This is a genomic window from Pseudomonas sp. R9.37, assembly GCF_963878885.1.
Taxonomy (GTDB): Bacteria; Pseudomonadota; Gammaproteobacteria; order Pseudomonadales; family Pseudomonadaceae; genus Aquipseudomonas.
In genome coordinates this window covers 676,563-701,931 of the sequence record NZ_CAWNZA010000022.1, presented here as the reverse complement: position 1 = coordinate 701,931, position 25,369 = coordinate 676,563, and the positions used below count along the sequence as shown (strand labels likewise).

The 25,369-nt window shown below is 61.0% G+C and carries 27 protein-coding genes and 1 riboswitch; of the genes, 10 read left to right on the top strand and 17 right to left on the bottom strand.

Annotated elements, in window-relative coordinates; genetic code table 11:
* Positions 1-79: 79 nt before the first annotated feature.
* Entirely contained in the window at positions 80-1,471 is a 1,392-nt protein-coding gene (locus AACU78_RS15425; protein WP_106576665.1) for an aldehyde dehydrogenase family protein, read from the top strand.
* An 884-nt stretch (positions 1,472-2,355) separates the two neighbouring features.
* On the opposite strand, the gene AACU78_RS15420 is transcribed toward AACU78_RS15425, so the two are convergent.
* From AACU78_RS15420 to AACU78_RS15405, 4 genes are all read right to left on the bottom strand, one after another.
* Positions 2,356-2,748 carry a YciI family protein gene (locus AACU78_RS15420; RefSeq protein WP_106576663.1) on the bottom strand — a complete coding sequence of 131 codons (393 nt, stop codon included), beginning with the start codon at positions 2,746-2,748 and terminating at the stop codon, positions 2,356-2,358.
* A 135-nt stretch (positions 2,749-2,883) separates the two neighbouring features.
* Positions 2,884-3,903 (bottom strand): sensor histidine kinase, encoded by a 1,020-nt coding sequence (locus AACU78_RS15415; RefSeq protein ID WP_106576662.1) that lies wholly within the window; start codon positions 3,901-3,903, stop codon positions 2,884-2,886.
* A gap of 9 nt (positions 3,904-3,912) precedes the next feature.
* The gene (locus tag AACU78_RS15410) at positions 3,913-5,379 is read right to left on the bottom strand and encodes an ATPase domain-containing protein (protein WP_106576661.1); all 1,467 of its coding nucleotides are present in this window, start codon (positions 5,377-5,379) and stop codon (positions 3,913-3,915) included.
* Entirely contained in the window at positions 5,376-5,810 is a 435-nt protein-coding gene (locus tag AACU78_RS15405) for a hypothetical protein (protein WP_218911082.1), read from the bottom strand. Before AACU78_RS15405 ends, AACU78_RS15410 begins: the two co-directional genes overlap by 4 nt.
* Before the next feature lie 111 nt (positions 5,811-5,921).
* A riboswitch (cobalamin riboswitch) is annotated at positions 5,922-6,114 on the top strand.
* A gap of 116 nt (positions 6,115-6,230) precedes the next feature.
* Between AACU78_RS15405 and AACU78_RS15400 the strand changes: the two genes are divergently transcribed.
* The 3 genes from AACU78_RS15400 to AACU78_RS15390 are packed head-to-tail and all read left to right on the top strand — an operon-like array spanning position 6,231 to position 9,003.
* Positions 6,231-7,241 (top strand): ABC transporter substrate-binding protein, encoded by a 1,011-nt coding sequence (locus AACU78_RS15400; protein ID WP_106576659.1) that lies wholly within the window; start codon positions 6,231-6,233, stop codon positions 7,239-7,241.
* Entirely contained in the window at positions 7,238-8,242 is a 1,005-nt protein-coding gene (locus tag AACU78_RS15395) for a FecCD family ABC transporter permease (RefSeq protein ID WP_106576658.1), read from the top strand. Before AACU78_RS15400 ends, AACU78_RS15395 begins: the two co-directional genes overlap by 4 nt.
* A complete protein-coding gene (locus AACU78_RS15390) occupies positions 8,239-9,003 on the top strand; it encodes an ABC transporter ATP-binding protein (protein WP_106576657.1) in 765 nt (254 codons plus the stop codon). The genes AACU78_RS15395 and AACU78_RS15390 overlap by 4 nt, the downstream gene beginning before the upstream one ends.
* Positions 9,004-10,121: 1,118 nt before the next feature.
* On the opposite strand, the gene AACU78_RS15385 is transcribed toward AACU78_RS15390, so the two are convergent.
* From AACU78_RS15385 to AACU78_RS15360, 6 genes are all read right to left on the bottom strand, one after another.
* On the bottom strand, positions 10,122-10,619 hold the full coding sequence (locus AACU78_RS15385) for a GNAT family N-acetyltransferase (RefSeq protein ID WP_106576655.1): 498 nt from the start codon (positions 10,617-10,619) through the stop codon (positions 10,122-10,124).
* Complete coding sequence (locus AACU78_RS15380; RefSeq protein WP_106576654.1) at positions 10,616-10,840, bottom strand: hypothetical protein; 225 nt, start codon at positions 10,838-10,840, stop codon at positions 10,616-10,618. Before AACU78_RS15380 ends, AACU78_RS15385 begins: the two co-directional genes overlap by 4 nt.
* Before the next feature lie 85 nt (positions 10,841-10,925).
* A complete protein-coding gene (locus AACU78_RS15375; protein WP_106576653.1) occupies positions 10,926-11,465 on the bottom strand; it encodes a hypothetical protein in 540 nt (179 codons plus the stop codon).
* 200 nt (positions 11,466-11,665) lie between these two features.
* Entirely contained in the window at positions 11,666-12,610 is a 945-nt protein-coding gene (locus AACU78_RS15370) for an alpha/beta hydrolase (RefSeq protein WP_106576652.1), read from the bottom strand.
* A complete protein-coding gene (gene tspO, locus AACU78_RS15365) occupies positions 12,610-13,050 on the bottom strand; it encodes a tryptophan-rich sensory protein TspO (RefSeq protein ID WP_106576651.1) in 441 nt (146 codons plus the stop codon). The genes AACU78_RS15370 and tspO overlap by 1 nt, the downstream gene beginning before the upstream one ends.
* A 58-nt stretch (positions 13,051-13,108) precedes the next feature.
* Positions 13,109-13,678, bottom strand: coding sequence for a nucleotidyltransferase family protein (locus AACU78_RS15360; RefSeq protein WP_106576650.1), 570 nt, complete (start codon positions 13,676-13,678; stop codon positions 13,109-13,111).
* A 124-nt stretch (positions 13,679-13,802) separates the two neighbouring features.
* On the opposite strand from AACU78_RS15360, the gene AACU78_RS15355 reads away from it, so the two are divergent.
* Positions 13,803-14,408, top strand: a complete 606-nt coding sequence (locus AACU78_RS15355; RefSeq protein ID WP_177410070.1) for a hypothetical protein — start codon at positions 13,803-13,805, stop codon at positions 14,406-14,408.
* 721 nt (positions 14,409-15,129) lie between these two features.
* On the top strand, positions 15,130-15,369 hold the full coding sequence (locus AACU78_RS15350; protein WP_145166006.1) for a DUF6124 family protein: 240 nt from the start codon (positions 15,130-15,132) through the stop codon (positions 15,367-15,369).
* A gap of 37 nt (positions 15,370-15,406) precedes the next feature.
* Here AACU78_RS15350 and AACU78_RS15345 read toward each other — a convergent pair whose 3' ends face one another.
* From AACU78_RS15345 to AACU78_RS15335, 3 genes are all read right to left on the bottom strand, one after another.
* Entirely contained in the window at positions 15,407-15,706 is a 300-nt protein-coding gene (locus tag AACU78_RS15345) for a hypothetical protein (protein ID WP_017136894.1), read from the bottom strand.
* A gap of 75 nt (positions 15,707-15,781) precedes the next feature.
* Complete coding sequence (locus tag AACU78_RS15340) at positions 15,782-16,015, bottom strand: hypothetical protein (protein WP_106576648.1); 234 nt, start codon at positions 16,013-16,015, stop codon at positions 15,782-15,784.
* Positions 16,016-16,608: 593 nt separating this feature from the next.
* The gene (locus AACU78_RS15335; protein WP_106576647.1) at positions 16,609-17,349 is read right to left on the bottom strand and encodes a BPL-N domain-containing protein; all 741 of its coding nucleotides are present in this window, start codon (positions 17,347-17,349) and stop codon (positions 16,609-16,611) included.
* A 125-nt stretch (positions 17,350-17,474) separates the two neighbouring features.
* On the opposite strand from AACU78_RS15335, the gene AACU78_RS15330 reads away from it, so the two are divergent.
* The 4 genes from AACU78_RS15330 to AACU78_RS15315 all read left to right on the top strand — a co-directional run bounded on the left by AACU78_RS15330 (position 17,475) and on the right by AACU78_RS15315 (position 19,485).
* Complete coding sequence (locus AACU78_RS15330; RefSeq protein WP_106576646.1) at positions 17,475-17,930, top strand: VOC family protein; 456 nt, start codon at positions 17,475-17,477, stop codon at positions 17,928-17,930.
* A 66-nt stretch (positions 17,931-17,996) separates the two neighbouring features.
* Entirely contained in the window at positions 17,997-18,623 is a 627-nt protein-coding gene (locus AACU78_RS15325; protein ID WP_106576645.1) for a LysE family translocator, read from the top strand.
* A 9-nt stretch (positions 18,624-18,632) separates the two neighbouring features.
* Positions 18,633-19,043: a hypothetical protein gene (locus tag AACU78_RS15320; protein ID WP_106576644.1), complete on the top strand. Its 411-nt coding sequence runs from the start codon at positions 18,633-18,635 to the stop codon at positions 19,041-19,043.
* A 91-nt stretch (positions 19,044-19,134) separates the two neighbouring features.
* Complete coding sequence (locus AACU78_RS15315) at positions 19,135-19,485, top strand: hypothetical protein (RefSeq protein WP_106576643.1); 351 nt, start codon at positions 19,135-19,137, stop codon at positions 19,483-19,485.
* Between the two features lie 340 nt (positions 19,486-19,825).
* Here AACU78_RS15315 and AACU78_RS15310 read toward each other — a convergent pair whose 3' ends face one another.
* Genes AACU78_RS15310 through AACU78_RS15295 form a run of 4 tightly spaced genes read right to left on the bottom strand, consistent with a single transcriptional unit; the run spans position 19,826 to position 25,351 of the window.
* On the bottom strand, positions 19,826-21,406 hold the full coding sequence (locus AACU78_RS15310) for an ABC transporter ATP-binding protein (protein WP_106576642.1): 1,581 nt from the start codon (positions 21,404-21,406) through the stop codon (positions 19,826-19,828).
* A gap of 15 nt (positions 21,407-21,421) precedes the next feature.
* Positions 21,422-22,444: an ABC transporter permease gene (locus AACU78_RS15305; RefSeq protein ID WP_177410069.1), complete on the bottom strand. Its 1,023-nt coding sequence runs from the start codon at positions 22,442-22,444 to the stop codon at positions 21,422-21,424.
* A complete protein-coding gene (locus AACU78_RS15300; RefSeq protein ID WP_106576640.1) occupies positions 22,444-23,508 on the bottom strand; it encodes a microcin C ABC transporter permease YejB in 1,065 nt (354 codons plus the stop codon). The genes AACU78_RS15305 and AACU78_RS15300 overlap by 1 nt, the downstream gene beginning before the upstream one ends.
* Positions 23,495-25,351 (bottom strand): extracellular solute-binding protein, encoded by a 1,857-nt coding sequence (locus AACU78_RS15295; protein ID WP_106576639.1) that lies wholly within the window; start codon positions 25,349-25,351, stop codon positions 23,495-23,497. Before AACU78_RS15295 ends, AACU78_RS15300 begins: the two co-directional genes overlap by 14 nt.
* Positions 25,352-25,369: the final 18 nt, after the last annotated feature.

Here is a 25,369-nt window from a genome sequence, read left to right as displayed (position 1 = left end):
TTGCTTAATATTATTCAGTTTCCAGAAAACATGCAGCCCCGTAGGCTGAACCCATCCACTCATTCAGCCGGACGGTGCCATGAACGCTATCACTCACCAAACTCACGCCTTGTCGATCAACCCCGCCACTGGCGAAACAGTTGGCAGCTACCCTTACGAAACCGAGGCGCAGTTGGACGCGGCGCTTAATCGCGCCACTGAGGCCTTCCGCACCTGGCGCCGCCAACCAGTAAGCCAGCGCGCCGAGTTGTTGCTGGCCCTGGCCGCTGCGTTGCGTGAGCAAGCCGAAGACATGGCGCAGATGATCACCCTGGAAATGGGCAAACCCATCGCCCAGGCCCGCGCCGAAATCGAAAAATGCGCGCAACTCAGCGAATGGTATGCCGCCCACGGCCCGGCCATGCTCGCCCCGGAGCCGACGCTGGTAGACAACGGCAGCGCCCAGATCGAATACCGCCCACTGGGCCCGATCCTCGCCGTCATGCCGTGGAACTTCCCGGTCTGGCAAGTGCTGCGCGGCGCCGTGCCGACCCTGCTCGCCGGCAACACCTACGTGCTCAAACATGCACCCAACGTGATGGGCAGTGCCTACCTGATGAAGGCGGCGTTTCAAAAAGCCGGCTTCGCCGATGGCCTGTTTGAAGTGGCCAACGTGACCAACGACGGCGTGTCCAAGGCCATCGCCGACCCACGCATCGCCGCGGTCACCCTCACCGGCAGCGTGCGCGCCGGCGCCGCCATCGGCTCTCAGGCCGGCGCCGCGCTGAAGAAATGCGTGCTGGAACTGGGCGGCTCCGACCCGTTCATCGTGCTCAACGACGCCGACCTCGACGCCGCCGTCCAGGCCGCCGTGATCGGGCGTTTCCAGAACAGCGGCCAAGTCTGCGCTGCCGCCAAGCGCCTGATCATCGAAGAAGGTGTGGTGCAAGCCTTTACCGCTAAATTCCTCGCCGCCAGCCGCGCCCTGGTGATGGGCGACCCGACCGACACCAGCACCTACGTCGGCCCAATGGCCCGCTTCGACCTGCGCGACGAGCTGCACGGCCAGGTGCAGGCCACGTTGGAAGAAGGCGCAACCCTGCTGCTGGGCGGCAACAAAGTCGCCGGTGCCGGCAACTACTACGAACCGACCGTGCTGGCCGACGTCACCGACCAGATGACCTCGTTCAAACAGGAACTGTTCGGCCCGGTGGCCTCGATCATCACCGCCCGCGATGCCGACCACGCCGTGGCCCTGGCCAACGACAGCGAGTTCGGCCTCACAGCAAGCATCTTCACCACCGACGCGGCGAAGGCACGGGATATCACCAACCAGCTGGATACTGGCGCAGTATTCGTCAACTCGTTCAGCGTGTCCGACCCGCGCGTAGCGTTTGGCGGAGTGAAAAAGAGTGGGTTCGGGCGCGAACTGTCCCACTTTGGCGTACGTGAATTCTGCAACGCGCAGACCGTATGGCTGGATCGCAAATAAAACAGGCAACATCCTTCAACTGTGGGAGCTGGCTTGCCTGCGATAGCGGTGCTTCAGTTGGCAAATTTGTCGACTGACAGACTGCATTCGCGAGCAAGCCAGCTCCCACTCAAGCCAGCTCCCACCTTTGATTTGCGGTGTAGGTGGGTGGGCGTGAATTCTGCAACGCACAAACTGTGTGGCTGGATCGCAAATAAAACAGGCAACCCCCCATCAACTGTGGGAGCTGGCTTGCCTGCGATAGCGGTGGATCAGTGACAACTCTTTGGCTGACACACTGCAATCGCAGGCAAGCCAGCTCCCACCTTTGATCTGCGGAGTGTGTGGCCGTGCGTGAATTCTGCAACGCGCAGACTGTGTGGCTGGATCGCAAATAAAACAGGCAACACCCTTCAACTGTGGGAGCTGGCTTGCTCGCGAAGGCGGTGTATCCGTTGGCAAATTTGTCGACTGACAGACTGCATTCGCGAGCAAGCCCGCTCCCACATTTGATTTGCGGTGTAGATGGGTGGGCATGAATTCTGCAACGCGCAGACTGTGTGGCTGGATCGCAAATAAAACAGGCAACCCTCTTCAACTGTGGGAGCTGGCTTGCCTGCGATAGCGGTGCATCAGTGACAACTCTTTGGCTGACACACTGCAATCGCAGGCAAGCCAGCTCCCACCTTTGATTTGCGGAGTGTGTGGCCGTGCGTAATTCTGCAACGCGCAGACCGTGTGGCTGGATCGCAAATAAAACAGGCAACACCCTCCAACTGTGGGAGCGGGCTTGCTCGCGAAGGCGGTGCTTCAGTTGGCAAATTTGTCGACTGACAGACTGCATTCACGAGCAAGCCCGCTCCCACTCAAACCCGCTCCCACCTTTGATCTGCGGTGTTTGTGGATTAGTCCACAGTGACCTTTCCGGTTGAAAACTCGACCTTCAAGTTAAGCCTCCCTTCATTCACCAACCACGGCCGAATCGAAAACCTGCGCGCACCGCACTGATGCATCGGGTCTTGCGTGGCAATGGCCTTGGCATGCTCAAGCGACGTTGCACGAATCACAAACATGCCGTCGCCGTCCCAATACTGCTCATCCTCACTCCAATGCGGCCCGGCGGCGACGAGGATACCGTCGCGCTCGATCTGGCATTGATGCTCAAGGTGAATCGGCAGGTTCTGCATCACCGGGCCAAGCCCGTCGGTTGGCGTTGAAAACACCACATAGAACTGCTTTTGCAGCATGCCCTTACTCGCTTCCAGCACTTGCTGGCGCGTTACCCGGTTTGTTTGCATGGGTTTACCTGTAGGAATATCGACGTAGTAGCGCAGGCGTGTTGTCACCGCGTGTCGTGGAGCATTCCCTATCCGTCAGGGCAAGCAGTAGGCCGGTCGCAGGCATAAACCTTATGGCGGGCAGGAATACACGAGTCAGCCGTTCAACAACGGCAGCGTCACCACAAACTCACTGCCCTTGCCCTTGCCCGCGCTTTTGGCGGTGACCTTGCCGCCATGTGCTTCAACCAGCTCGCGCACCACCGTAAGCCCGATCCCCAAGCCCGAGCCGTTGAAGCCGATGGCGTGTTCATCCTGCACGTAAGGGTCAAAGATCAGCGGCAGTGCCTTGGCTGAAACGCCGATGCCGTTGTCACAAATGCTGATCCTCAGCGCGTCCGTCGCGGTCACAGACAGCACAATCGAGCCACCCACCGGCGTGTACTTGGCCGCGTTGGCCAGCAGGTTGTGCAGAATCTGCGCAAGGCGCCCGGGGTCTGCGCTCACCATCAGTTGGCCGTCAGGCAGGTGGGCATCAAATTGCTGTCTTTTCGCCCGCATCACCGGTCCGCAGGCATCAATGGCACTTCTGAGGATCTGCAGCATGTCAACATCGCGTCGATCGATGCGCAGCTTGCCGGTGCTGACGCGGGACACGTCCAGCAAGTCGTCGACCAACTGTGAAATATGCTGCACCTGACCTTCAATCAGCGCACGCATGCGCGGCAGCTGGTCGCTGGGCATGCGAACCATGCGCTCGGCGATCATGCTGATCGGCGTCAATGGGTTGCGCAGCTCATGCGCCACCATCGCCAGGATGCTTTTCTGCTGACTCAACGCACGCTCGGCCGTGGCTTGCAGGTCTTGCGCACTGAGGGCCGCGATCACCAGTTGCGCATTCGCCTCGCGAAGCTCCTGGTACAGGCGTTGTTCCTCCATGGGCGGCGGGCTGGCGGCGTCCGACTGCGCAAGGAGGATCGCCAGCACCAACTGCTGGTTAGCTTCAATCACCTGCTCGACGTGCTGGGTATCCACCAGACGGCTGCTGGCGTCAGTCAGTTGCTGCTGCAGCGCCGCGAGCGCCGCACGCGCCTCAACGGTTTTTTGGCCAATGAGGAACAGCTCGTGAGCCGCCGTGGTCAGCTCACTTTCATGCTTGCCGTCGCCGCCACTCATGAGTCGGGCTCACACATGTTTGGTTTTCGCCGAAACCTGCCGGGTCGGGTGCCCACCCAGCAACCCTTCCTGCTCCGGCAGCATGTCGCGAATCTGCAGGCCGTTATCGTCGATGTGGTACTGGCGCAGTTGGTCGGAGTGGGCGCTGGCGCGCACCTTGACCACGGCCATGATGCGCAGTAACCGGCTCTGCACCTCGATATAGCGCTGCACGATGATCGCGTCGGTCAGAAACGCCGTGCCATAAGGGCTGAAGCGCAGGTCGGTGTAACGGTCTTCGAGCTCCGAGGTCATCAACACGCTGACCCCAACGGCAGTCAGCGCCGTCACCATGCGTGACAGCGACTCGCGAAAATCCGCACGGAAGGTAGGCGCCAACGCCAGTTCAAAGCCTGACAGCGAGTCAATCACTACACGGGTGGCGTTCAACCGGCTGATTTCACCGAGCAGCAGCTGCACGATTTCGTCGATGGACAGGTCCGGCGCGCGGCTGTCCACCAGGCCCACTTTCCCGCTCTTGATCAACTCGGCCAATTGCGGGTTCTGCGAATGGTTGGGCCGTTGCTCGAACGCCGCAATCACCCCGGTTTCGCCGTTGCGCGCGCCTTCAGCGAGGAAGGTCGCCGCCAGGATGCTCTTGCCCGAGCCGGACGGGCCGGCCACCAATAGCGAATAACCCCGAGGCAGGCCGCCGCCGAGCATCTCATCGAGCGCCGGCACGCCCATTTTCAGACGGGTGATCGGGAACGTCGACGGCGCTTCAACCAGACGGTTGACGGCGGCCGGCGGGAACACCTTGACCCCCGAGGTGGCAATACGAAAGGTGTGCAGCCCCGGCAACGTCGGTTGGCCGCGCATCTTCATGATTTCCATCTTGCGCACCATCGAATTGCGCTCAACGCTCTGGCGCAGCCAGATCAGGCCATCGGCCACGGTGAAAATCGGGTTGGTGTCGGTCTCGGTGAAGTATTCGCCGATCAGGAAGGTGGTCGCCTGCCACGTGGTCATCAACATGCCCAACTGCTGGATGAACTGCGGCAGGTTGTTGTTCGGGTTGTGCTGCGTCTGGCTGGCCAGCACCACGGAGCGGAACGAATCGACAAACACCAGCGACGGCGAATGCGCCTCGACCTCGCTGACAATGCGCCGCAATACCTCGTCCAGGTCGCCCGCCAGGGTGTCGTCGGCCAGGTTGATATAACGAATCGACCGGTTGATGGCGGCGTCGTCGAAAAAATCGAATTGCTGCTGATAGCGCAGCATCTTCAGCGGCGGCTCACCGAGCACGGTAAAGAACAGGGCCGGGCGCTCCGGCGTGGCCAGGGCGAACATCATCTGGTGTGCGAGGGTGGTTTTGCCGCAGCCTGGCGGGCCGGCGATCAGGTTGAACGAAAACTCCGGCAGGCCACCGCCCAGGACCTCGTCCAGTCCTGGCACACCCGTGGCCAGACGGTTGATAGTCACTTTGGTGCTCATGGCGAAATTTCCTGCGAAGAGGTGTCGCTCGAAGAGGGCTGCCACACGCCAACCAGCAGACGTGCGGTGAGTGAAGGCCCGATCAGCGTGGTCAGAAGCTCGTAGAGGGTAGTCAGCAACACCTCACCGAAAAACAGCGCATCGGTTTCGTTCTGCTCGACGAGTACGGATTTGAGGGCAATCAAGTCCATCGCGGCCGGCACCCTGTCATAGGTGGCGGCCAGGCGTGGATGGGTCGAGACGCACAGATGGAAGCTGCGACGGTACAGCGCGGCAACGCCTTGCTGGCCGATGATGGGCGCCAGTGCTGCGCCCACATCCTGCAAAATCGAAACAACCGCCGCGGCGATGCTTGCAGTGTCAGCCTGCGGACCAACACGGTGCGCCAGAGAAGCTACGATCCGGCGGCTCTCTTCGCTAAGCGTGGGCATGTCTGACTAATATCTGATGAACAGAGACCGATGGTACACCCTATATCCGGAGATAGAGACCCCGGCGGCCTGCCAATTGCGCATGGACAGGCTCCCCCTTGCGGACATGATCGACTACCATAACGCGCCGGTTCCCACACGGGACTAATAGGGAATCCGAAGCGCGTTCATTGCGCCAATCGGAACTGCCCCCGCAACTGTAGGTGCTGAGCCTGCTCCACATCGCCACTGGGCATTGCCCGGGAAGGCCGGAGCGTGGCGACGACGCATCAGTCAGGAGACCTGCCGGCCCAGCAAAATCACTAACCGGCGGGGTGTCCGGGAAGTACCTCCGCGCCCTGCGATGCCCGCAGCGCTACAGGGTGTATTTCCGAGCCGTACCTCCCCAGTTCCACGTACGGTTTACCCGGAGATTGCCCGATGCTGCCACGCGTTACTGCCCTGATCACCGCCCTGGGCTTTTGTGCCCTAGCCCAAGCGGCGCCCACTCACTACCCGCTGACGGTGCAGAACTGCGGCAGCACCCTGACCTTTGAGCAGGCGCCTGCGCGCACGGTGACCATCGGCCAGGCCGCCACCGAAATGCTCTACGCCCTGGGCGTCGGCGACAAAGTGGTCGGCACCTCGCTGTGGTTCAACAACGTATTGCCACAATACAAGGCGCAGAACGACGCCATTGAGCGCCTGGCCAACAACGAACCCAGCTTCGAAGCGGTGATCGCCAAGCGCCCGCAGCTGGTGGCCGCCGAGCTGGAATGGGTGGTGGGCCCGCAAGGTGTGGTCGGCACCCGCGAGCAGTTTCACGAGCTGAAAATCCCCACCTACCTGCTGCCCTCCGACTGCGAAGCCAAGGACAACCTGGTGGGCGCCGACGGCACGCGGCTGGAGCCGTTTCGCGTCGAGACCGTCTATAAAAGCATCAGCCAACTGGCCGAGATTTTCGACGTACAGGCGCGCGGCCAACAATTGAACGACGAACTCAAGGCGCGCTTGGCCAAATCCATCGCCACCGCCCACAGCAAAGGCCTCAAGCAGGCCAGCGCATTGGTGTGGTTCTCCAGCTCGGAAATGGCCAGCGACCCGTACGTGGCCGGCCACAAGGGCGTGCCCGAATTCATGCTCCAAACCCTGGGCCTGCACAATGTGGTGCAGTCCGATGAGGAGTGGCCCGCCGTCGGCTGGGAGACCATCGCCAAGGCCAACCCGACCTTCCTGGTGATTGCGCGCATGGACCGCCGCCGCTACCCGGCCGACGACCATGAAAAGAAACTCGCCTTCCTGCGCAGCGACCCGGTGACCCGCAACATGGACGCGGTGAAAAACAACCGCATCATCATCCTCGACGCTCTGGCATTGCAGGCCAGCGTGCGCACGTTCGATGGCCTGGAACAGCTGGCCGCCGCCATCGACGGCTACGACCTGCGCAAATGACCCGTACCCTACTCGCCCTCGCCGTGTTGCTGATGGCCGTGCTCGCCGGTACTGCCATCGGCGAAACCGCGATCGAACCGCAAGTGGTCCTACAGGTGCTCGCCAATAAACTGTGGGCCGCCGGTTACGTGCTCGACCCGATCGACGAAGGCGTGGTGTGGAACTACCGCCTGACGCGTGCGCTGGTCGCCGCCGCGTGTGGTGCCGGGCTGGCGACCTGCGGGGTGATCCTGCAGTCGCTGCTGCGCAACCCGTTGGCCGATCCATACCTGCTGGGCATCAGCGCAGGCGCCTCGACCGGCGCAGTGTTAGTAGCGTTGATGGGCGTGGGCGGCGGGCTGATTTCGCTGTCGGCGGGCGCGTTTGTCGGTGCCATGGCGGCATTTGCTTTGGTGATTCTATTGGCACGGGCCAGCGGCTCAGTCAGCGGCACGGGCCAGATCATCCTCGCCGGCATCGCCGGCTCGCAGCTGTTCAATGCCCTCACCGCGTTCCTGATCACCAAGTCCGCCAGTTCCGAACAGGCACGCGGCATCATGTTCTGGCTGCTGGGCAATCTCAGCGGCGTGCGCTGGCCCTCGGTGTGGCTGGCAGTGCCGGTGGCGGTCGCAGGCTTGGCGGTGTGTTTGTGGCATCGGCGTGCGCTGGATGCGTTTACCTTCGGCACCGACTCGGCGGCTTCACTGGGTATTCCGGTGCGCCGTGTGCAGTTCGTGCTGGTCGGTTGCGCGGCGTTGGTGACGGCAGTGATGGTGTCGATTGTCGGCTCCATCGGTTTTGTCGGGCTGGTGATTCCCCACGCTGTGCGCCTGCTGCTGGGCACCGGGCATTCGCGGTTGCTGCCCGCCAGTGCGCTGGGCGGCGCGTTGTTTCTGATCGCCGCTGATGTGCTCTCGCGCACCTTGATCAAGGGCCAGGTGATTCCGGTCGGCGTGGTCACGGCGCTGGTCGGCGCGCCGGTCTTTGCGCTGATCCTGATTGGCCGGAGGAATGCGCGATGACGGTACTCAGTTGCACCGGCCTGGGCTTCAAGGTGCGCGACGCCGAGTTACTGCGCGATATTCACCTTGAAGTTCAGTTGGGTGAAACCTTGGGGATTGTCGGGCCGAATGGCTCGGGTAAATCCACCCTGCTCAAATTACTCGCCGGTTTGCGTGTGCCTGGGTCCGGCGAAGTGCTGTTGGGCGGCCAGCGCCTGGGCAGCCTGTCGCGCCGCGCCATCGCGCAGCAATTGGCCGTGGTGGAACAGCAGGCCGACACCGACGACGCCATCCGCGTCTTCGACGCCGTGGCCCTGGGCCGCACGCCCTGGCTGTCGGCGCTGAGCCCGTGGTCTGACGAAGACGACGCCATTGTGGGTCAGGCGCTGCACGACGTAGACGCCACCCATCTGAGCAAACGCGCGTGGCGCAGCCTCTCCGGCGGCGAACGCCAACGCGTGCACATCGCCCGCGCCCTGGCGCAACGGCCGCAGATTCTGTTGCTGGATGAGCCGACCAATCACCTGGATATCCAGCATCAACTGGCGATCTTGAAGGGCGTGCAGGCCCTGCCGGTGACCACCTTGATTGCGCTGCATGACCTCAACCAGGCACTGACCTGCGATCGCCTGGCCGTGCTGGACCGCGGGCGGCTGGTGGCGCTGGGCCCGCCACTGGAGGTGCTGACGCCGCAGCGATTGCAAGAGACATTCGGGGTACAGGCGCACTACCTGACAGACCCGTTTGACGGCGCGCAGATCCTGCGGTTGCGCTCGAACTGATGAGCTGACCGCGGCCCTTAACAACACCACCAATCAACTGGGGGAACTGGCTTGCCTGCGAGGGCGGTGTGTCAGTGGCATGTCAGTCGGCAGACCCGCCGCCTTCGCGGGCAAGCCCGCTCCCACAGTTTGACCGAGTACAGACCGCCACCACCGCACTGCTTTGCTTTTCTGTGGGAGCTGGCTTGCCTGCGATGGCGGTGTGTCAGTGGCATGTCAATCGCCTGACCTGCCGCCTTCGCGGGCAAGCCCGCTCCCACAGTTTGACCGCGTTCATCTGCCAGTGCCGCACTGCTTTGCCTTTCTGTGGGAGCTGGCTTGCCTGCGATGCAGGCGCCTGGGTGTGTCAGGTACACCGGGTTGATGCCATCGCAGGCAAGCCAGCTCCCACCTTTGATTGAGTTCAGCCTTCAAGATCAGGTCGGCTGTCAGGTGTCCTCGAAGCAGCAGAGCACAAGCACATCTGCTTTTCTGTGCGAGCTGGCTTGCCTGCGATGGCGGTGTGTCAGTGACATGTCAGTCGGCTGACCTGCCGCCTTCGCGGGCAAGCCCGCTCCCACAGTTTGACCGCGTTCATCTGCCAGTGCAGCACTGCTTTGCTTTTCTGTGGGAGCTGGCTTGCCTGCGATGCAGGCGCCTGGGTGTGTCAGGTACACCGGGTTGATGCCATCGCAGGCAAGCCAGCTCCCACCTTTGATTGAGTTCAGCGTCCAACATCAAGTCGGCTTTCAGGCCGCCTCGCTTGCGCTTTTGATCTAACCACTCAGGTCGGCTACTAGGCCGCCGTGCTCTGCTTTTGATCTTGATCTGCTTTTGATTTTGATCTTAGGCGCCCCGTTAAACCACGCTGGCCGAACGCAGGTTTTGGAGCGTGGGTAAACCGGCAGGACGCCGGTTTAGCCGTGTTGGGCCATGGATGGCCCATCGCGGCGGCCCACGGTCCAAAGCCTGCGTGAGGGCACACCGAGCCTAAGCGAGGTGCCGAGTGGTGGGGCAAGAGCCCTTTGGTTACTTTGGGGCTTTTCCAAAGTGACCCGCCGTAAGGGCGGAACCCCTCTCAGCCACCCCCCAATCACGGATATCCACTCACCCCCCCCAAAAAAACCCAGCCGCCAGCGCTACAGCGACCGCTGCATATGCGTCGTCCGCCAAACCGGATCCGCCTCGACATCAACAATCTCAAACCCCTGCCGAAGCCAAAAATCAATCGCCCCAGCAAGAAACGGATGAGTATGCAGGTAAACCATCTCCACCCCCTCCCCCCGCGCCTTCGCCTCCAGCGCGCCGTACAACTCACCCGCCAACCCGAATCGGCGCGACGCCGGCGCCACAAACAGGCGTACCACCTCCACCGTCTTGAGGCCCTGGTAATTCAACTGGGAGAAGCGCCCGTTGTAGGGCACATAGCCGATGGCCGCAACAATCCGGCCATCGACGCGGGCGATCAAAAACTGGCCGTCGCCATGAACATACACCGCTTCAAATCGCGCCAGATCATCCGGCATGCCGGCTGCGCTGAGCTTGGGGAAAAGCTCGCTGCGAGCCTCAAGGACAAAGTCCAGCACTGCTGGAATGTCGTCGCAGGTCACATCCTGAATGACCGGTCGCTCGTTCATACAACCCTGATCTGACTGATCCCTACCACCTGCGCCTGCTCCAGAATCTCCTCGGGCGTCGCATCCGCAGGCGGCAGGATCAACCCATTCTCCGCATCGCCAAAATGCAATTGCAGTAAATGCATCGCCGCCTCGTGCAGGGGCAGTTCAGGCTGTTTGAGTTCAAACACGTGGGTGCGGGGCTCATCGTTGAACAGGTAGTTCAGGGTGTATTCGCGCATGGTGAAGTCCTGATGACGGGAAAGGAGCAACTGATTAACCTGACTTATCGATCAGCTTTTAAGTTCCCAACCCACACGCTCAATGTCATTTGGTCTGCACGTAGCACAAAGCAGAGCCCTTCACGCCCGAGGCATGGACGCTGACATGGCGAGTGGAAAAACCTGGCTTCTCGACGAACTGCTTCTCTTGCCAACTCGCATAGACGCCGTACTGATAACCGATGGCGCCATTGGCATACCACGACACGGCGAGCTTATACACGCCCTTCTCATCGGGGGCCTGCCACAGCGTCTTGTCAATGACCGGCTTCGCCTGATTGAACGTGCGCAGGTGGAACGTGCGAGGCCCGCCGTTTGGCTCGGTAGAACTGGACAGAAACAGCGTGTCGTCCTCGGCATCGTCTTCGGCAGCCGCCAGAATCACTGCCGGCACCCACTTCTCGCCCCGGTATTCTTTTTCGATGAACACCGTGCAGTTCAACGTGCCGTCACCTGGGGTCTTCATTTTGAATTGCCGCTCGTACTGCCCATAGGGCACATCAAACGAGAAGTTGTATTCGGCGGCTTGAACACCCGCCACCAGCAAAAATGCCGATAGCCCTACGACTGCATGGGAAATGGTCACGTGTGCGTCCTTGCGAGAGTCTGAAAATCGGGGCGTCAGAGGTTACGCGGTCTGTAGGAGAATCGGAAAGATATCCCCACTCCGTCTTCACTTTTCAGGACTTCACGCTGGAAGGCGTCGTGAGTGAAGACGAGTGTTCATGACCGCAGATCCAGATGTTGACGTCGGAAGATGAAGCGAGCGCCGTGTGGCTTGAATGGCTAATGGCTGTAATCCAATACCGCCTGGATCCTCGCCGATATCCACCCCCGACTGTAAGCAAGTACGCCATCTGCGATCGCCACCGGAAAATGAATAAACCCATGGGCTGATTCCGGCAACAGGTGTGCCTCAACCTGCGCAGCCGCGCCCCAGCGTTCGGCCATCTGCAGCGTGTCGTCCAGCAACGGGTCGAGTTCGCCGACAAACATCAACGCTGGCGGCAACCCAGTAAGGTCGCCATACATCGGCGACAACGGTGGCTGGCGCCGCGCCTCATCACTCAACCCCGGCGTGAGCATGCGCAGCGCCTCAACCATTCCCGGCCCGTCCAGCAACAATGTCTGCGGCCCCGCCGTGCGCACGCTCGGTGTGCCGGTCAAGTCGTACACGCCGTAGTACAACACCGCACCGCTCACACGCTTGAGCAAATCCGGCCATTGCTTAAGTGCCAGCAAGGTCGCCGCCGCTAAATGCCCACCGGCTGACTCACCCACGACAAACACCGGCAAGTCGGCAAACTCGTCACTGCTGAGCAGCCAACGCGCAGCATTCAGACAGTCCTCCATCAGCCCCTCAACCGGCGTGTCGATCGCCAGCCGATAGTCCACCGACACCACCGCCACGCCACACGCCTGCACCATGCCCAGGTTCAGGTCGTCGTCCATCTGCGCATTGCCGATCACCCAGCCGCCGCCGTGAATATCCAGTACCACGCCTTTGGCTTTGCCTGCCGGCCGCAGAATACGCACGGGCACTGCGCCCAACGTGCGGGTTTCTGCCGGCGGCGCTTTCTTGAGCGTTTGGCTGACCCGCAACAGCGCCTGAATCACACGCGGCGTGACGCGGTTGCGGATTTTAAAGCGCGGCATCCAGGCAAGCTTCTTGTTGAAGTCGCGCATCTGCGCCAGCTCTGGCTCGCTGGCAGGCCACGGTGTGTAGGCCATCAGCGGTTATTTCGCAAAATCGAGAAATTCAACGCCGCCGCCACGCTCAGCCACGCCAGGTAGGGGAACAGAATCAACCCGGTGATCAAGTCCAACCGCAACGCCATCACCACCAACGCCGCCACCACCAGCCACAGCAGCACAATCACCACCATCCCGGCGAAGAGGTTATGTGCGCCGAAAAACACCGGCGTCCACAGCGTGTTCAGCGCAATCTGCGCCGCCCACAAGCCCAGGGCCAATTGGCTGCCGGGGATCATCGTCAGGCGATAGCCCGCCCAGGCGAGCAGCAGATAGATGACCGTCCAGGCCACCGGAAACAGCCAGTTGGGTGGGGTGAAGCTGGGTTTTACCAGGCTTTCGTACCACTGGCCGGGCTTGAAAATAACACCGGTACTGGCGGCCGCGCCGCAGGCGATGAGGAAAATCAGGAAGATCATGGGCTATCCACTCTCAGGGTTCATTTGAAGATAGGACGTATGGGGAGTCGGTAAAAGTTCACAAATCATCCGGCGCAACGATCTTCAGCCAAGGCCAGCGCGCCTGATAACTGCGGGCCTTGGCGGCGAACAGTTCAGGCTCGCGGTGCAGCGGGTTAATCCGCAACACGCCCTGCTCCACATCCGCTAAGCCATAGGGCGCATACACTTCGCCCGTGTCGATCTCCAGCCCGATGCAGGTGCCGGCCACCAGGTAACGGTCCACGCCCTGTTTAGCCGAGTGCAACTGTGGATAAGGCCGACCAAAGCGCTCGCCGTACCAAAGGTGCACCCGCGCCTGGTTCTTGACCTCGACGTTAACGCCCAAATCCTCAAATAAACGTTCGGCGGCGCGGATCACTTTGTCCTCAGCTTCGTAGGACAGATCCGTGTCGAAGTAAAAGACGTCGTAGTCCTTTACGCCCTGAGCCGCAGGCAAGTTTGACTGATGGTTCCATACGGCCTGGAACAGGCAGCCCGCCGTGAGCATGCACTGCTCCACACCGAGGTCGGGCAGGCGCGCGGTGATCTGGGTGTTGATGGGGTTGGCCATGGCCAGTTCGAGCAGGGTATTGACGGTCAATGTCATGGTTAATCCTTGGCTGTTCAGTGCGGCTCAAGCCACCGACCCTACACGACTGGCGGGAGGGTTTCGTGACAGCAATATTTCTATACACTTTGCCCGCCCGCTACCAATCGTCAAGGATAAAACGATGCGAATCAGAGAAATGGCCCTCATCACCGCCGCCGCGTTGCTGCTCACCGCGTGCAGCGACAGCCCATCGGACGCCGACATTCAAGCCGCGCTGCAACCCAGGCTGGAAGGGGCTTCCTGCGTAAAGGCGGCGATGTTCAACAGCTTCCCGGTGACCTTGAGTGACAGCGTCATGAGCGGCACCTCCAGCGCCAACCAGCCGGCCTTCGATGCATTGACCAACGCCGGCCTGCTGGCCAAAAGCGACAAAACCTACACCCTCACCGAGGCCGGCCGCGCCGCCTACGTGCAGCAGGAATCCGGGTTCTGCTACGCCCAGGGCTATGAAATTGCCAAAGTCCAGAACATTGCGGCCAACACCAACCCCATGGGCGCCGCCGTGGACAAATCCTGGGTGGTGACCGTCGACATCCGCCAGAAAACCATCGCCGACTGGGCCAACACCCCGGCGATTGAAAAACTGGCCCGCAACCCGGAAAACCTCTCCGAAGTGCCAAAGACCTACCACGTGGTAGTCGGGCGCTTGAAGGGCGAGCAAACGCTGAAGCTGATCGACCCACGGTTTGCGATCATGCGTGGGGTTGGGGTGAACCAGGCGTTCTAACCCGGCGCGGCGGTGGCAAGCAGGCTTGTTATGGGTTGAAGGCCTTTTGTGGCTTGAAGACTTCTTGTGGCTTGAAGGCCTGTTATGGCTTGAAGACTTGTTGTGGCTTGAAAGCCTGTTGTGGATTAAAGACTTGCTGTGGCTGAAGGCCTGTTGTGGCTTGAAAACCTGTTGTGGATTGAAGACTTACTGTGGCTGAAGGCCTGTTGTGGCTTGAAGACCTGTTGTGGCTTGAAGACTTCCTGTGGCGAGCAGGCTTGCCCTGCGTTGGAGTGCGCAGCGCTCCCAACCCAGCCGCCGCTGGTCCAACAGTAAAACTCGGTCGCCTGTTTGGAGGGGCCGCTTCGCACCCCAACGCAGGGCAAGCCTGCTCGCCACAAAGCAGTTTCCTCAGCCTGGAGAGTTGCGAACCGCCCGCAGCACCTTGCCCCATTGCCTACGCGTGCGTCAGAATCCGCCGGCTTGTGCGCTGGGGTGGCCGTCTCTAAGGTGGCTCGGTCGCTGAATGTTCAGTGATCGGGTTTAGTAGCCCACGGTTTAACCTAACAAGTGCACAAGCTTCATCTGTCAGGCGTTCTCGTCTGTGCTTGATGGTGGCTGTGCGTAGGGCACCCTCGGGTGCGCCGGTTTTGTTAGGTTCCACCGGTCTACTAACCTGCGTACAGCCACCGCCTTTTCGTTTAGTAGCGATGAGGTTGTAGCCCAAGCAAGGAACTTAACAATGGCTAATGTCACAACAGACTCAACCACCCTCTTCACCGTCGTCCCCGACGCCAGCACCGAAACCCTCATCACCAACAGCTACGAAACCTTCACCAGCGTCAGCACCCTGCTGCTCGACCTGTCCGAAGACCTGTGCGGCAAACACCGCGACATCGCCCTGGCCATTCACCAACTGAGCGAACTGGGCGTGCTGCTCACCGCCAAATTGCTCGACCGCGAAGCGCCTTGCCCTGGCTGACCAACAGCCCACGGCAGCGCCGCTGAGGGCGCTGCCTTCAATTAACCCCAGGGAACGAATCAACGTACTGAATGGTGAAGTCTGGAAAGGAGTCAACAATCTGGATCTTGTAGTCGGGGAAACTCTCGACTGTTTTCCACTTGCCGGCCGAATCGGGAAAACTGCTTACCTGTTTTACCTTAAGGTCAGGGAAACTGTTTACCACCTTGACCTTATAGTCCGGGAAGCTACTGACAAACTTGATGTTGCCGTAAATCTTTGACACATCAACAGTCGTATCCGCTTGAGCGCCGAAGGCACACGCCAGCAGCAGTGACGCAAGAGCAACTTTGAACATGACAGCCTCATCCTGAGAAATAAAAAGGCGCCCAGTTTAACGACCTGCGCGCGCAACGTCCTGCATTGCCGGTTGTTAACCCTTCAACTCACCCGCGCGGTTACTCGCCGCATCGTCGTAAGCCACATACAACGACTCGGCGATCTGGCTTTTGATGGCTTTGGTGGCTTCCAGCCCCAACACAAACCCTTCAGCCTTGCCGCCAGCGCGGTTGAGTTCTTCGTGGGTGGAAGCGCCGGTGATGGCATCGAGCAGCTTGATGGCGTGAGGGCCAACGCCTTTGGGGAGGGAGATTTGGTCGATGGACATGACGATACCTTGAGAAAAAATGATCGGGAGCGCATGGACCACTGCCGGGGGATGCCATGGTAGACCGGTTAGCGTGGAAAGGGGCTGCTTTCGGCCAAAAGCGGACGTTGTCACTGCACCCAGCGTCTAGTAAAAAGGTCATCTCCAGTTCCGGGCACTGAAACGAATTTATGAGTACTGACTATGGTCAACGTGTTTGTAATCGATGCGGCGAATCAATTACTGCTTACTGTCCATCAATTGAAACGCTAGCGATCATCGGGGTTTTCCACGAGAAGGGTGATCAGGCAGTAGTAGATGAGATAGTCCGCCGAGAAAATATTGATCCGAATGTTGTCTGGGAATATTTCCGCCATCGGATGAGGCCTCTGTGCGAGCAAAAAATTACCCGTTGCTCATTCTGCGGAGGGCTGTTGAGGACTTGGCGTGCGCGTCAATGCATGCACTGTTTTAGGGAGTGGCACTGATGCACAGTGATTATCGAGCTGAATTTTCAGATTCTGAACTGCATTCTTAAGACTTCTGACTGACCGCTTTTGGCCGAAAACTGCCCTTTCCAACAACCCGCTACCGAACAAACGTAGATAAATACATCATTTCCCCACCCTCCCCACCAACACCCCAAACAACTCCCCCCGCGGCATCTCACTCAACTCAATCCCCGCATTCTCAAACCACGCCTTCCCCGCCTCCGGATGCGGCCCGCTCAGCACCACTACGCCCTTCTCATACCGATACCGCGCCGCCGCCACATCCCCATTGCGATAAGTCGCAATCACCGTATACGGCGCGTGCCCATCAACCTCGGGAAAATACGGCCCGTCCTGATAGAACACACTGTCCGGCTTGCCATCCCACATCACCCGCACCGCCGCATCCTCAATGCCCGCCACTTCAAACCCCGGCCGCCCGGCTTCGGAGTCGAGGTCCTGGGGTATCAACCCAAAGTTGCTGTTGTCCGCCAGATAAGCCCCCATGCATAACCCCAGATAGCGCCCGCCCTTGGCCACGTATTCACGAATGGCGTCCACGCGTGCGTCACCAAAGCTGTCGAGCGCAGCGGGAATGTCCTGTCCGCCGCCCGGCTGAACATAGAGGTCGTAACGCGCAAGGTTTTGCGGGGTGATGTCGATGGCTTCGTCCGCACCCACAAAGTCGATCTGGTAGTTGGGGCTGAGCCGCGCCAAGGCGTTTTTGACGTTCTCGGAACAGTCATCACACCCCGCCGGGCCACGGTAGAGGGCGACATGGGTGATGGGCGTCGCGCCTTGCGCCCATGGCGAGTGCACGGTGGCGAGGGCAAAAAACGTGACAGCGATGGCAGGCAGTTGCATGGCGGCAGGCTCAGCGAACAGTGGGTCGGGGCTGTTCAAAGCCTATATCGAACGTTTCTGTGAATACGTAAACAGTTGTAAATCGGCTAGTGTCGCCTGAACCCACATCCGCTAGAGGGCATGCAATGGAGCTGACATTCAGCCACGTCGATGTATTGGTCGAGGACCTCGAACAGGCGTGCGCGTATTACGCCAAGATTTTCAACGCCAACCTCTCCACCACTCAAGTGTGGAATCGCGGCGGCTTTCATGTGCGGTATGCGGTTGTGCTGATGGGCCAGGAGCGTTTCATGCTGGTGCAGCCGCTGACGGGTAATTTGCGCGAGCTGTTGGACGCACACGGCGAAGGGATGATTTACCGGCACTGCTACACCACGCCGGACATCGAGGTGGCCTATGCCGAGTTGGTCGCCAAGGGCGTGCAACCGGAGGATGAGAACGGCCGGCCATTGGCCCTGGAGGATCTGCAGTCGCCATCCGGCACGCGCATCATTTGGTTGCCCAAGCGATTTGGGCATTTCTCCATCGAGATTCTGGAAGAAAAAGGCTTGCAGGCATTTATGCAGGCGGCGTTTGCTTGAGCGGCGTTGCATTACCCCTCTACATGAGGATTACTGTAGGCCGTGCCTGACTCAGAGATCGCCGCCATGTTTGAACTCGCCTCCCTCGTCACCTACGTCGCCGTGGTGATCGGTCTTTTCCTGATCCCCGGCCCTTCGGTGCTGTTGGTGCTCACGCGCACGATTCAAGGCGGGCGTAAGGTGGGCATCGCCACCGGGCTGGGGGTGGCTTGCGGTGACTTGATTCACACACTGTGCGCGGCCTTGGGGTTGTCGGCGATCTTGATGACCTCGGCGGCGGCGTTTAATGCGGTGAAGTGGGCCGGTGCGGCGTATCTGATCTACCTGGGCGTGCGGGCCTTCATGGCTAAAACCGGCACGCATGCGCGCCTTGAGTTACCGGCGGTGACGCCGCGCCAGGCGTTTTTCCAGGCGATCGGGGCCGAGGTGCTGAACCCGAAAACCGCGATCTTTTTCCTGGCCTTTTTGCCGCAATTTGTTCATCCAGAATCCGGCTCGTCGCTGGTGCAGTTTGCGGTGCTGGGTTTGATTTTCTCGGTGCTCAGCGCGATTTACACGAGCTTGCTGGCGATCTCGATTCGCCCGTTGAGTCGCGGGATAAAGGGGCTGTCAAAGTTGCGGCGCTGGGAAGGCAAAATCATCGGCACGCTGTTTATGGGGCTGGGGCTCAAGGTGGCCTTTCAGCAGCGATAGGCGGGCGCGATGAAATTTCACGGTTTTGTACTCGGGCATATAGAGGTTGAGGTCGAAGGACGCGCCTGTGACCTGCACAATTTCTATGTCGCCAGCGACATCCATTACGCGCTGTCTGAGCGCACGCTGTCGCTCAGGTTTACACGACGGACCAAGGACTGGGTGCCGCCCGAAGAGCCACGGGAAATTACCATCACCTTCCATGGCGTGAGTCATTTTTCGGCCGAAGGGCGCCATGACAGCCCGATTGAGGACGACACGGTGCTTCACGCCATCGGCATTGTGGCGGCCGACGCCGAGACAGAAACGTTCTACCTCTGCGACACCTTCCCCGCCGACCATCACGTGGTTGTGTGCTTCGCATCGGGGCTGACCTTGCGGCTGCACGCCGTTGAGGCGTGGTGTGACATTCAGGTCTAAGGCCTTTCACTTTGAGCTGATGGAAACACCTGCTAACCCGTGAATACGGGCCGGATGATGTGATGACTTTTTTTGAATCTCAGGACCTTTGATGCCCCTAACCAAACGCGACACCGCCCGCCTCGAACGCCGCCTGGTCGCCACGCTGACCGAAGCCTGCGAAACCGCCAAGGCTGAAATCCCGGGCTTCGAGTGGCTGACTCACACAGTTGATTACGCCGCGTTCCCGCAAAGCCTGCGGGTGATTTGGGTGTTCGATACGCGGGCCAATAAGGAGCTGGCCCTGGCAAACGGCGCGGGCCAACGTATGCGCGAACTGACGGCTGCTGCGTTGCACGACGCCGAAGTGGCCCCCGTGAAAATCGAGCGCTGCGTGCGCTTTGATTGCGAAGAAGCCTGCAACCTCCAGCATGGCGGTGATTGGCGGGCACGCCTGGCCTGACGCGGCTCTACTGTGGGCGCTGGCTTGCCTGCGATAGCCCTGGATATCTACACAAGTTTGGAAGGTAGCCCATTTCTCCCAGTGGCGAGCAGGCTTGCCCTGCGTTGGGCTGCGAAGCAGCCCCAGTAAAGGCACTGCAATTTTCCTGAAAGAACTCAGCGTCTGGATTTGGGGCCGCTTCACAGCCCAACGCAGGGCAAGCCTGCTCGCCACAACAGCCCACTCTATGCTGCGATAGCGGTAGATCAGTGGCATAGGCTTACGCTGATACACCGTCATCGCAGGCACGCCAGCTCCCACAGTTGATCGTTGTTGCCCGCCGAAGCGCTGGGGGCGCTGATCATTCCAGTGGCCGCAATGCCGAGGCCACCAGCAAATCCCGCGTATACGCATGCTGCGGCGCCTCAAACAGCTGCTGCGTACTCCCCGCCTCCACCACCACGCCGTCCTTGACCACCATCAAGTCGTGCGCCAACGCGCGTACCACGGCCAGGTCATGGCTGATAAACAGGTAAGTCAGGCCGTGCTCCTCCTGCAACCGACGCAACAGGCTCACCACTTGTTTTTGTACGGTGCGGTCCAGCGCCGAGGTGGGTTCGTCGAGCAGGATCAGGTCGGGTTTGATCACCAGCGCGCGGGCGATGGCGATGCGTTGGCGTTGCCCGCCGGAAAACTCGTGGGGGAAACGGTGACGGGTGTCGGGGTCTAGGCCGACGTCGCGCAGTGCGCTGATGACGTCGGCTTCACGCTGGGCGGCAGTGAGGTCGGTGTGCACGCGCAGGCCTTCTTCAATGATTTGCTGCACGCTCATGCGTGGGCTGAGGCTGCCGAACGGGTCCTGGAACACCACTTGCAGCTTGCGCCGCCATGGGCGCAGCGCCTTGCCTTTAAGGGCGTCGAGGGCCTGGCCCTCAAAGCGGATACTGCCCTGGGCGTCCACCAGGCGCAGGATCGCCTGGCCCAGCGTGGACTTGCCCGAGCCCGACTCGCCGACAATGCCCAGGGTTTTGCCGCGCTGCAAACGCAGGTTGATGCCGTCCACCGCCTTGATCGGCGGCTTACGCCGCAGCAGGCCGCCTTGGGCGAACCAGACTCTCAGGCCGTCCACTTCCAGCAGGTTGCCGGCCGGCGCGCGTTCAAGCGCACGCCCGTCCGGCTCGGCTTCCAGCAACTGGCGAGTGTAGGCGTGCTGCGGCGCAGCAAACAGGGTCTGGCACTCGGCCTGTTCAACGATCTGCCCCGCGCGCATTACCGCCACGCGCTGGGCAATGCTGCGCACCACGTTGAGGTCGTGGCTGATCAACAACAGCGCCATGCCCAGGCGGTGTTGCAGGTCTTTGAGCAGCATGAGAATGCGCCGCTGCACGGTCACATCGAGCGCGGTGGTAGGCTCATCGGCGATCAAAAGAAGCGGCTCACACGCCAGCGCCATGGCAATCATCACTCGTTGACGCTGGCCGCCGGAGAGTTGATGCGGGTAGGCATTCAGGCGCTGGCGCGGCTGCTGGATGCCCACCAGTTCGAGCAATTCCAGGACGCGCGCGCGTGCGGCCGCACCGCCCAGGCCTTTGTGCAGCAGCAGGGTTTCGGATAGTTGTCGCTCGATGCTGTACAGCGGGTTGAGCGAGGTCATCGGCTCTTGAAAGATCATGGCGATGCGGTCGCCACGAATCTGGCGCAGGCGCGCAGGCGGCGCGCCGAGCAGTTCTTCGCCCAGGTAGCGAATGCTGCCCTGGGTGCGCGTGGTGTGCGCGGGCAGCAATTGCAGGATCGAATGCGCGGTCACCGACTTGCCGGAGCCCGACTCGCCCACCAGCGCCAGGCATTCGCCGGCGCGAATATCCAGGTCAATACCGCGCACCGCCTTGTGCCCCTCGAACGCCACCTGCAGGTCACGAATTTCAATCAACGCATCAGTCACGGCACGGCTCGCATATCAGGATCGAGGGTCAAAGGCATCGCGGCAGGCTTCGCCGATAAACACCAACAGGGACAGGATCAGCGCCAGCGCAAAAAAAGCCGTCAGCGCCAGCCACGGGGCTTGCAGGTTGTTTTTACCCTGCCCGATCAACTCACCCAGCGAGGCGCTGCCGGTGGGCATGCCGAAGCCGAGAAAATCCAGCGCGGTGAGCGTGGATATCGCGCCGGTGAGGATGAACGGCAGGTAGGTCAAAGTCGCCGTCACGGCATTGGGCAGGATGTGCCGCAGCATCACCGCAAAATCGCCCACACCGAGGGCGCGGGCGGCCTTCACGTATTCCAGGTTGCGCCCGCGCAGGAACTCGGCGCGCACCACGTCTACCAGGGTCAGCCAGGAAAACAGCGCCATGATCCCCAGCAACCACCAGAAGCTCGGCTCGACAAACCCGGACAGGATGATCAGCAGATACAGCACCGGCAGCCCGGACCAAATCTCGATCAAGCGCTGCCCCAACAGGTCGACCCAGCCGGCGTAATAGCCTTGCAGCGCGCCGGCGGCGATACCGATCAAGGCGCTCACCACGGTCAACGCCAACGCAAACAACAGCGACACCCGCGTGCCGAAAATCACCCGCGCCAGCACGTCCCGCGCCTGGTCGTCGGTGCCCAGCCAGTTCTGCGCGCTGGGCGGCGTGGGCGATGGCGCGGTGAGGTCGTAATTGACCGTGTCGTAGCTGAACGGCACCGGCGCGAACAGCATCCAGCCGCCCTGCCCTTCGATCAGCTCGCGCACGTAAGGGTCGCGGTAGTCCGGTTGAAACGGCAGCGTGCCGCCGAAGTCCTGTTCGGTGTAGCGCTCGAATGCCGGGAAATACAACGCGCCCTGGTAAGACACCAGCAAAGGTTTGTCATTGGCCAGCAGCTCACCGCCCAGGCAAGCGACAAACAACGCCACAAACAGCCACAGCGACCACCAGCCCCGGCGATTACGTTTGAAGTGCAGCCAACGGCGGCGTGTGGTCGGGGAAAAAGCCTGCATCAATGCGCCCTCGCAGAAAAATCCAGACGCGGGTCCAGCAGCCGGTAACACACATCACCCAGCAATTTGATCACCAGCCCCACCAAGGTGAAGATAAACAGCGTGCCGAACACCACGGGATAATCCCGCGCCACCGCCGCTTCGTAGCTCAGGCGGCCGAGGCCGTCGAGGGAAAAAATCACTTCAATCAGCAGCGAGCCACCGAACAGCATGGCCGTAAGCGCCTGGGGCAGCCCGACCACGATCAGCAGCATGGCGTTGCGAAACACGTGCTTGTACAACACCTGCTTTTCGCTGAAGCCCTTGGCCCGTGCGGTCACCACGTACTGGCGGCTGATTTCATCGAGAAAGCTGTTTTTGGTGAGGATGGTCAGGGTGGCAAAGCCGCCGATCACCAGCGCCGACACCGGCAGTACCAGGTGCCAGAAGTAGTCGACCACCTTGCCCGCCCAGGACAGCTCGGCGAAGTTTTCCGAGACCAGGCCGCGCACCGGAAACCAGTTCAACAAGCTGCCGCCGCCGAACACCACGATCAGCAGCAATGCAAACAGAAACGCCGGCATGGCATGGCCGATGATCACCGCCGCACTGCTCCACACATCAAAGCGGCTGCCATGACGCACGGCCTTGCGAATGCCCAGCGGGATCGACACCAGGTAACTGATCAGCGTGGCCCAAAAGCCCAGCGATAAGGTCACCGGCAGTTTTTGCAGGATCAGGTCGGTGACCTTGGCGCCGCGAAAGAAGCTGTCGCCAAAATCCAGCCGCGCGTAGCTGCTGAGCATCAGCCACAGGCGTGCGCCCAAGGGTTTGTCAAAGCCGTATTGGCGCTCGATATCGGCCACCAGCGCCGGGTCCAGGCCACGGGTGGTGCGTGATTCAGTGCTGCCCGTTTCCACGCGGGTGCCCGCCGCGGAGGCCTGGGTGCCGATGCCTTGCAGGCGCGCGATGGCTTGCTCCACCGGGCCACCGGGGGCGGCCTGCACGATAAAAAAATTCACCAGCAAAATGCACAGCAGGGTCGGCACGATCAGCAACAAACGGCGCGCGCTATAGGCCAGCATGTTGGCTCACCTCGGTCAGTTCACGCATTTGCGCGGTGGTCAGCGGCGTCGGGCTCAGCTCCCACCAGGTGTCGATGCCCACTTCATTGAGCGGCGCCGTGCGCGGTCGGCCGAAACGGTTCCACCACAGCGACGACGAGCCTGGCGGGTAGTAGTTGGGAATCCAATAGAAGCCCCACTGCAAAACACGATCGAGCGCGTGGGCGTAGCGCACCATGCTCGGACGGTCGTTGGCGCGCACCAGGCCATCGATCAATGCGTCTACTGCGGGGTTGCGCAGCGCCATGTAGTTGTTGGAGCCCGGGTCGTCGGCGCTTTCGGAGCCAAAATAGTTGATCAATTCGCGGCCCGGCGATGGGCTGACCGGGTAGCCCACAACAATCATGTCGTAGTCCCGGGCGCGCACGCGGTTGGTGTACTGGGCCGAGTCGATCATGCGAATGTTGAAGCCGATGCCGATCTGCGCCAGGTTGCGTTTGTACGGCAGCAGCAAACGCTCGAAACCTTTCTGGCTGTTGAGGAAGGTGAATTGCAACGGCGTGCCTTCGGCATTCACCAGTTGGTCGCCCTTGGGTGTCCAGCCCGCCGCCTCAAGCAACTTCAAGGCTTGCGCCTGCTGGGGCCGAATGCGGCCGCTGCCGTCGGTGTGCGGCGGTTGATACACCGCATCGAACACCGCATCCGGCACCTGGCCGCGCCAGGGTTCGAGGATCGCACGCTCCTGGGCGTCGGGCAGCTCACTGGCCGCCAGCGGGCTGCGCGAAAAAAAGCTGCGCTGGCGCAGGTACATGCCGTGCATGATCTGGCGGTTGCTCCAGTCGAAATCCCACAGCAAGCTCAGCGCCTCACGCACGCGGCGGTCCTGGAACTGCGGTTTTTGCAGGTTGAACACAAACCCCTGGGTGCCCTGCACCGCATTCGGGGCCAGTTGTTCGCGCTGCAGGCGCCCGTCGCGCAGGGCTTCACCGTCGTAGCCCACCGAGTAACTGGTGGCAGAAAACTCGCGGTTGAAGTCATAGCCTTGGGCTTGCAGGATCTGGCGCGACACGTCGGTGTCGGCGAAAAATTCCAGGCGCAGGCTGTCGAAGTTGTACTGCCCTTGGGTCACCGGCAGGTCTTGCCCCCACCAGTCCTTGACCCGCTCGAAGGTGACGCTGCGGCCGTTGTCCACTGCGCTGATGCGGTACGGGCCGCTGCCCAGCGGCGGTTCAAAGCCGCCGCCGTTGGCAAAGTTACGCCCGCGCCACCAATGCTCCGGCAGCACCGGCAACGAGGCGATGTCCAGCGGCAAGGTGCGGTTGTCGGCGCTTTTGAAGGTGAAGCGCACCTGAGTCGGTGATTCCACCTGCACCTCATCCACGTCGGCAAAGGTTTGGCGGTACGCGAGGCTGCCCTGGGTGGTGAACAGCTTGAAGGTGTAGGCCACGTCTTGGGCGGTGATGGGCGTGCCATCGGCAAAACGCGCCTTGGGGTTGAGGTAGAAACGTATCCACGAATGGTCGTCGGCCAGCTCCAGGGTCTGCGCCACCAATCCATACACGGTGTAGGGCTCATCCTGTGAGCGGTACGCCAGCGGGCTGTACAGCCAGCCCTGGATCTGCGTGATGCCGGTGCCTTTGTCGACATACGGGATCAGGTGATCGAACGCGCCGCCTTCCATGGACGAGCGGCGAAAACTGCCGCCCTTGGGGGCGTTCGGGTTGACGTAGTCCAGGTGCTTGAAGTTTGCCGGGTACTTGGGGGCTTCGCCGTAAACCGTTAATGCATGCACCGGTTGCGCCAGCAGTGACGGCACCCAAAGCCCCAGCAGCAGCGCTGCCAGGATGAAACGACACAGGATCACAAACGCGGCTCCTTTTTT

What these genes read in the sequence shown, in the direction of transcription:
- AACU78_RS15380 (WP_106576654.1), bottom strand. Translation starts at nt 10,840, where the DNA reads ATGCGCGAATACACCCTGAACTACCTGTTCAACGATGAGCCCCGCACC.
- AACU78_RS15390 (WP_106576657.1), top strand. Translation starts at nt 8,239, where the DNA reads ATGACGGTACTCAGTTGCACCGGCCTGGGCTTCAAGGTGCGCGACGCC.
- AACU78_RS15350 (WP_145166006.1), top strand. Translation starts at nt 15,130, where the DNA reads ATGGCTAATGTCACAACAGACTCAACCACCCTCTTCACCGTCGTCCCC.
- tspO (WP_106576651.1), bottom strand. Translation starts at nt 13,050, where the DNA reads ATGATCTTCCTGATTTTCCTCATCGCCTGCGGCGCGGCCGCCAGTACC.
- AACU78_RS15370 (WP_106576652.1), bottom strand. Translation starts at nt 12,610, where the DNA reads ATGGCCTACACACCGTGGCCTGCCAGCGAGCCAGAGCTGGCGCAGATG.
- AACU78_RS15405 (WP_218911082.1), bottom strand. Translation starts at nt 5,810, where the DNA reads ATGCCCACGCTTAGCGAAGAGAGCCGCCGGATCGTAGCTTCTCTGGCG.
- AACU78_RS15315 (WP_106576643.1), top strand. Translation starts at nt 19,135, where the DNA reads ATGCCCCTAACCAAACGCGACACCGCCCGCCTCGAACGCCGCCTGGTC.
- AACU78_RS15385 (WP_106576655.1), bottom strand. Translation starts at nt 10,619, where the DNA reads ATGAACGAGCGACCGGTCATTCAGGATGTGACCTGCGACGACATTCCA.
- AACU78_RS15415 (WP_106576662.1), bottom strand. Translation starts at nt 3,903, where the DNA reads ATGAGTGGCGGCGACGGCAAGCATGAAAGTGAGCTGACCACGGCGGCT.
- AACU78_RS15400 (WP_106576659.1), top strand. Translation starts at nt 6,231, where the DNA reads ATGCTGCCACGCGTTACTGCCCTGATCACCGCCCTGGGCTTTTGTGCC.
- AACU78_RS15320 (WP_106576644.1), top strand. Translation starts at nt 18,633, where the DNA reads ATGAAATTTCACGGTTTTGTACTCGGGCATATAGAGGTTGAGGTCGAA.
- AACU78_RS15300 (WP_106576640.1), bottom strand. Translation starts at nt 23,508, where the DNA reads ATGCTGGCCTATAGCGCGCGCCGTTTGTTGCTGATCGTGCCGACCCTG.
- AACU78_RS15355 (WP_177410070.1), top strand. Translation starts at nt 13,803, where the DNA reads ATGCGAATCAGAGAAATGGCCCTCATCACCGCCGCCGCGTTGCTGCTC.
- AACU78_RS15340 (WP_106576648.1), bottom strand. Translation starts at nt 16,015, where the DNA reads ATGTCCATCGACCAAATCTCCCTCCCCAAAGGCGTTGGCCCTCACGCC.
- AACU78_RS15395 (WP_106576658.1), top strand. Translation starts at nt 7,238, where the DNA reads ATGACCCGTACCCTACTCGCCCTCGCCGTGTTGCTGATGGCCGTGCTC.
- AACU78_RS15345 (WP_017136894.1), bottom strand. Translation starts at nt 15,706, where the DNA reads ATGTTCAAAGTTGCTCTTGCGTCACTGCTGCTGGCGTGTGCCTTCGGC.
- AACU78_RS15335 (WP_106576647.1), bottom strand. Translation starts at nt 17,349, where the DNA reads ATGCAACTGCCTGCCATCGCTGTCACGTTTTTTGCCCTCGCCACCGTG.
- AACU78_RS15420 (WP_106576663.1), bottom strand. Translation starts at nt 2,748, where the DNA reads ATGCAAACAAACCGGGTAACGCGCCAGCAAGTGCTGGAAGCGAGTAAG.
- AACU78_RS15410 (WP_106576661.1), bottom strand. Translation starts at nt 5,379, where the DNA reads ATGAGCACCAAAGTGACTATCAACCGTCTGGCCACGGGTGTGCCAGGA.
- AACU78_RS15325 (WP_106576645.1), top strand. Translation starts at nt 17,997, where the DNA reads ATGTTTGAACTCGCCTCCCTCGTCACCTACGTCGCCGTGGTGATCGGT.
- AACU78_RS15305 (WP_177410069.1), bottom strand. Translation starts at nt 22,444, where the DNA reads ATGCAGGCTTTTTCCCCGACCACACGCCGCCGTTGGCTGCACTTCAAA.
- AACU78_RS15425 (WP_106576665.1), top strand. Translation starts at nt 80, where the DNA reads ATGAACGCTATCACTCACCAAACTCACGCCTTGTCGATCAACCCCGCC.
- AACU78_RS15330 (WP_106576646.1), top strand. Translation starts at nt 17,475, where the DNA reads ATGGAGCTGACATTCAGCCACGTCGATGTATTGGTCGAGGACCTCGAA.
- AACU78_RS15360 (WP_106576650.1), bottom strand. Translation starts at nt 13,678, where the DNA reads ATGACATTGACCGTCAATACCCTGCTCGAACTGGCCATGGCCAACCCC.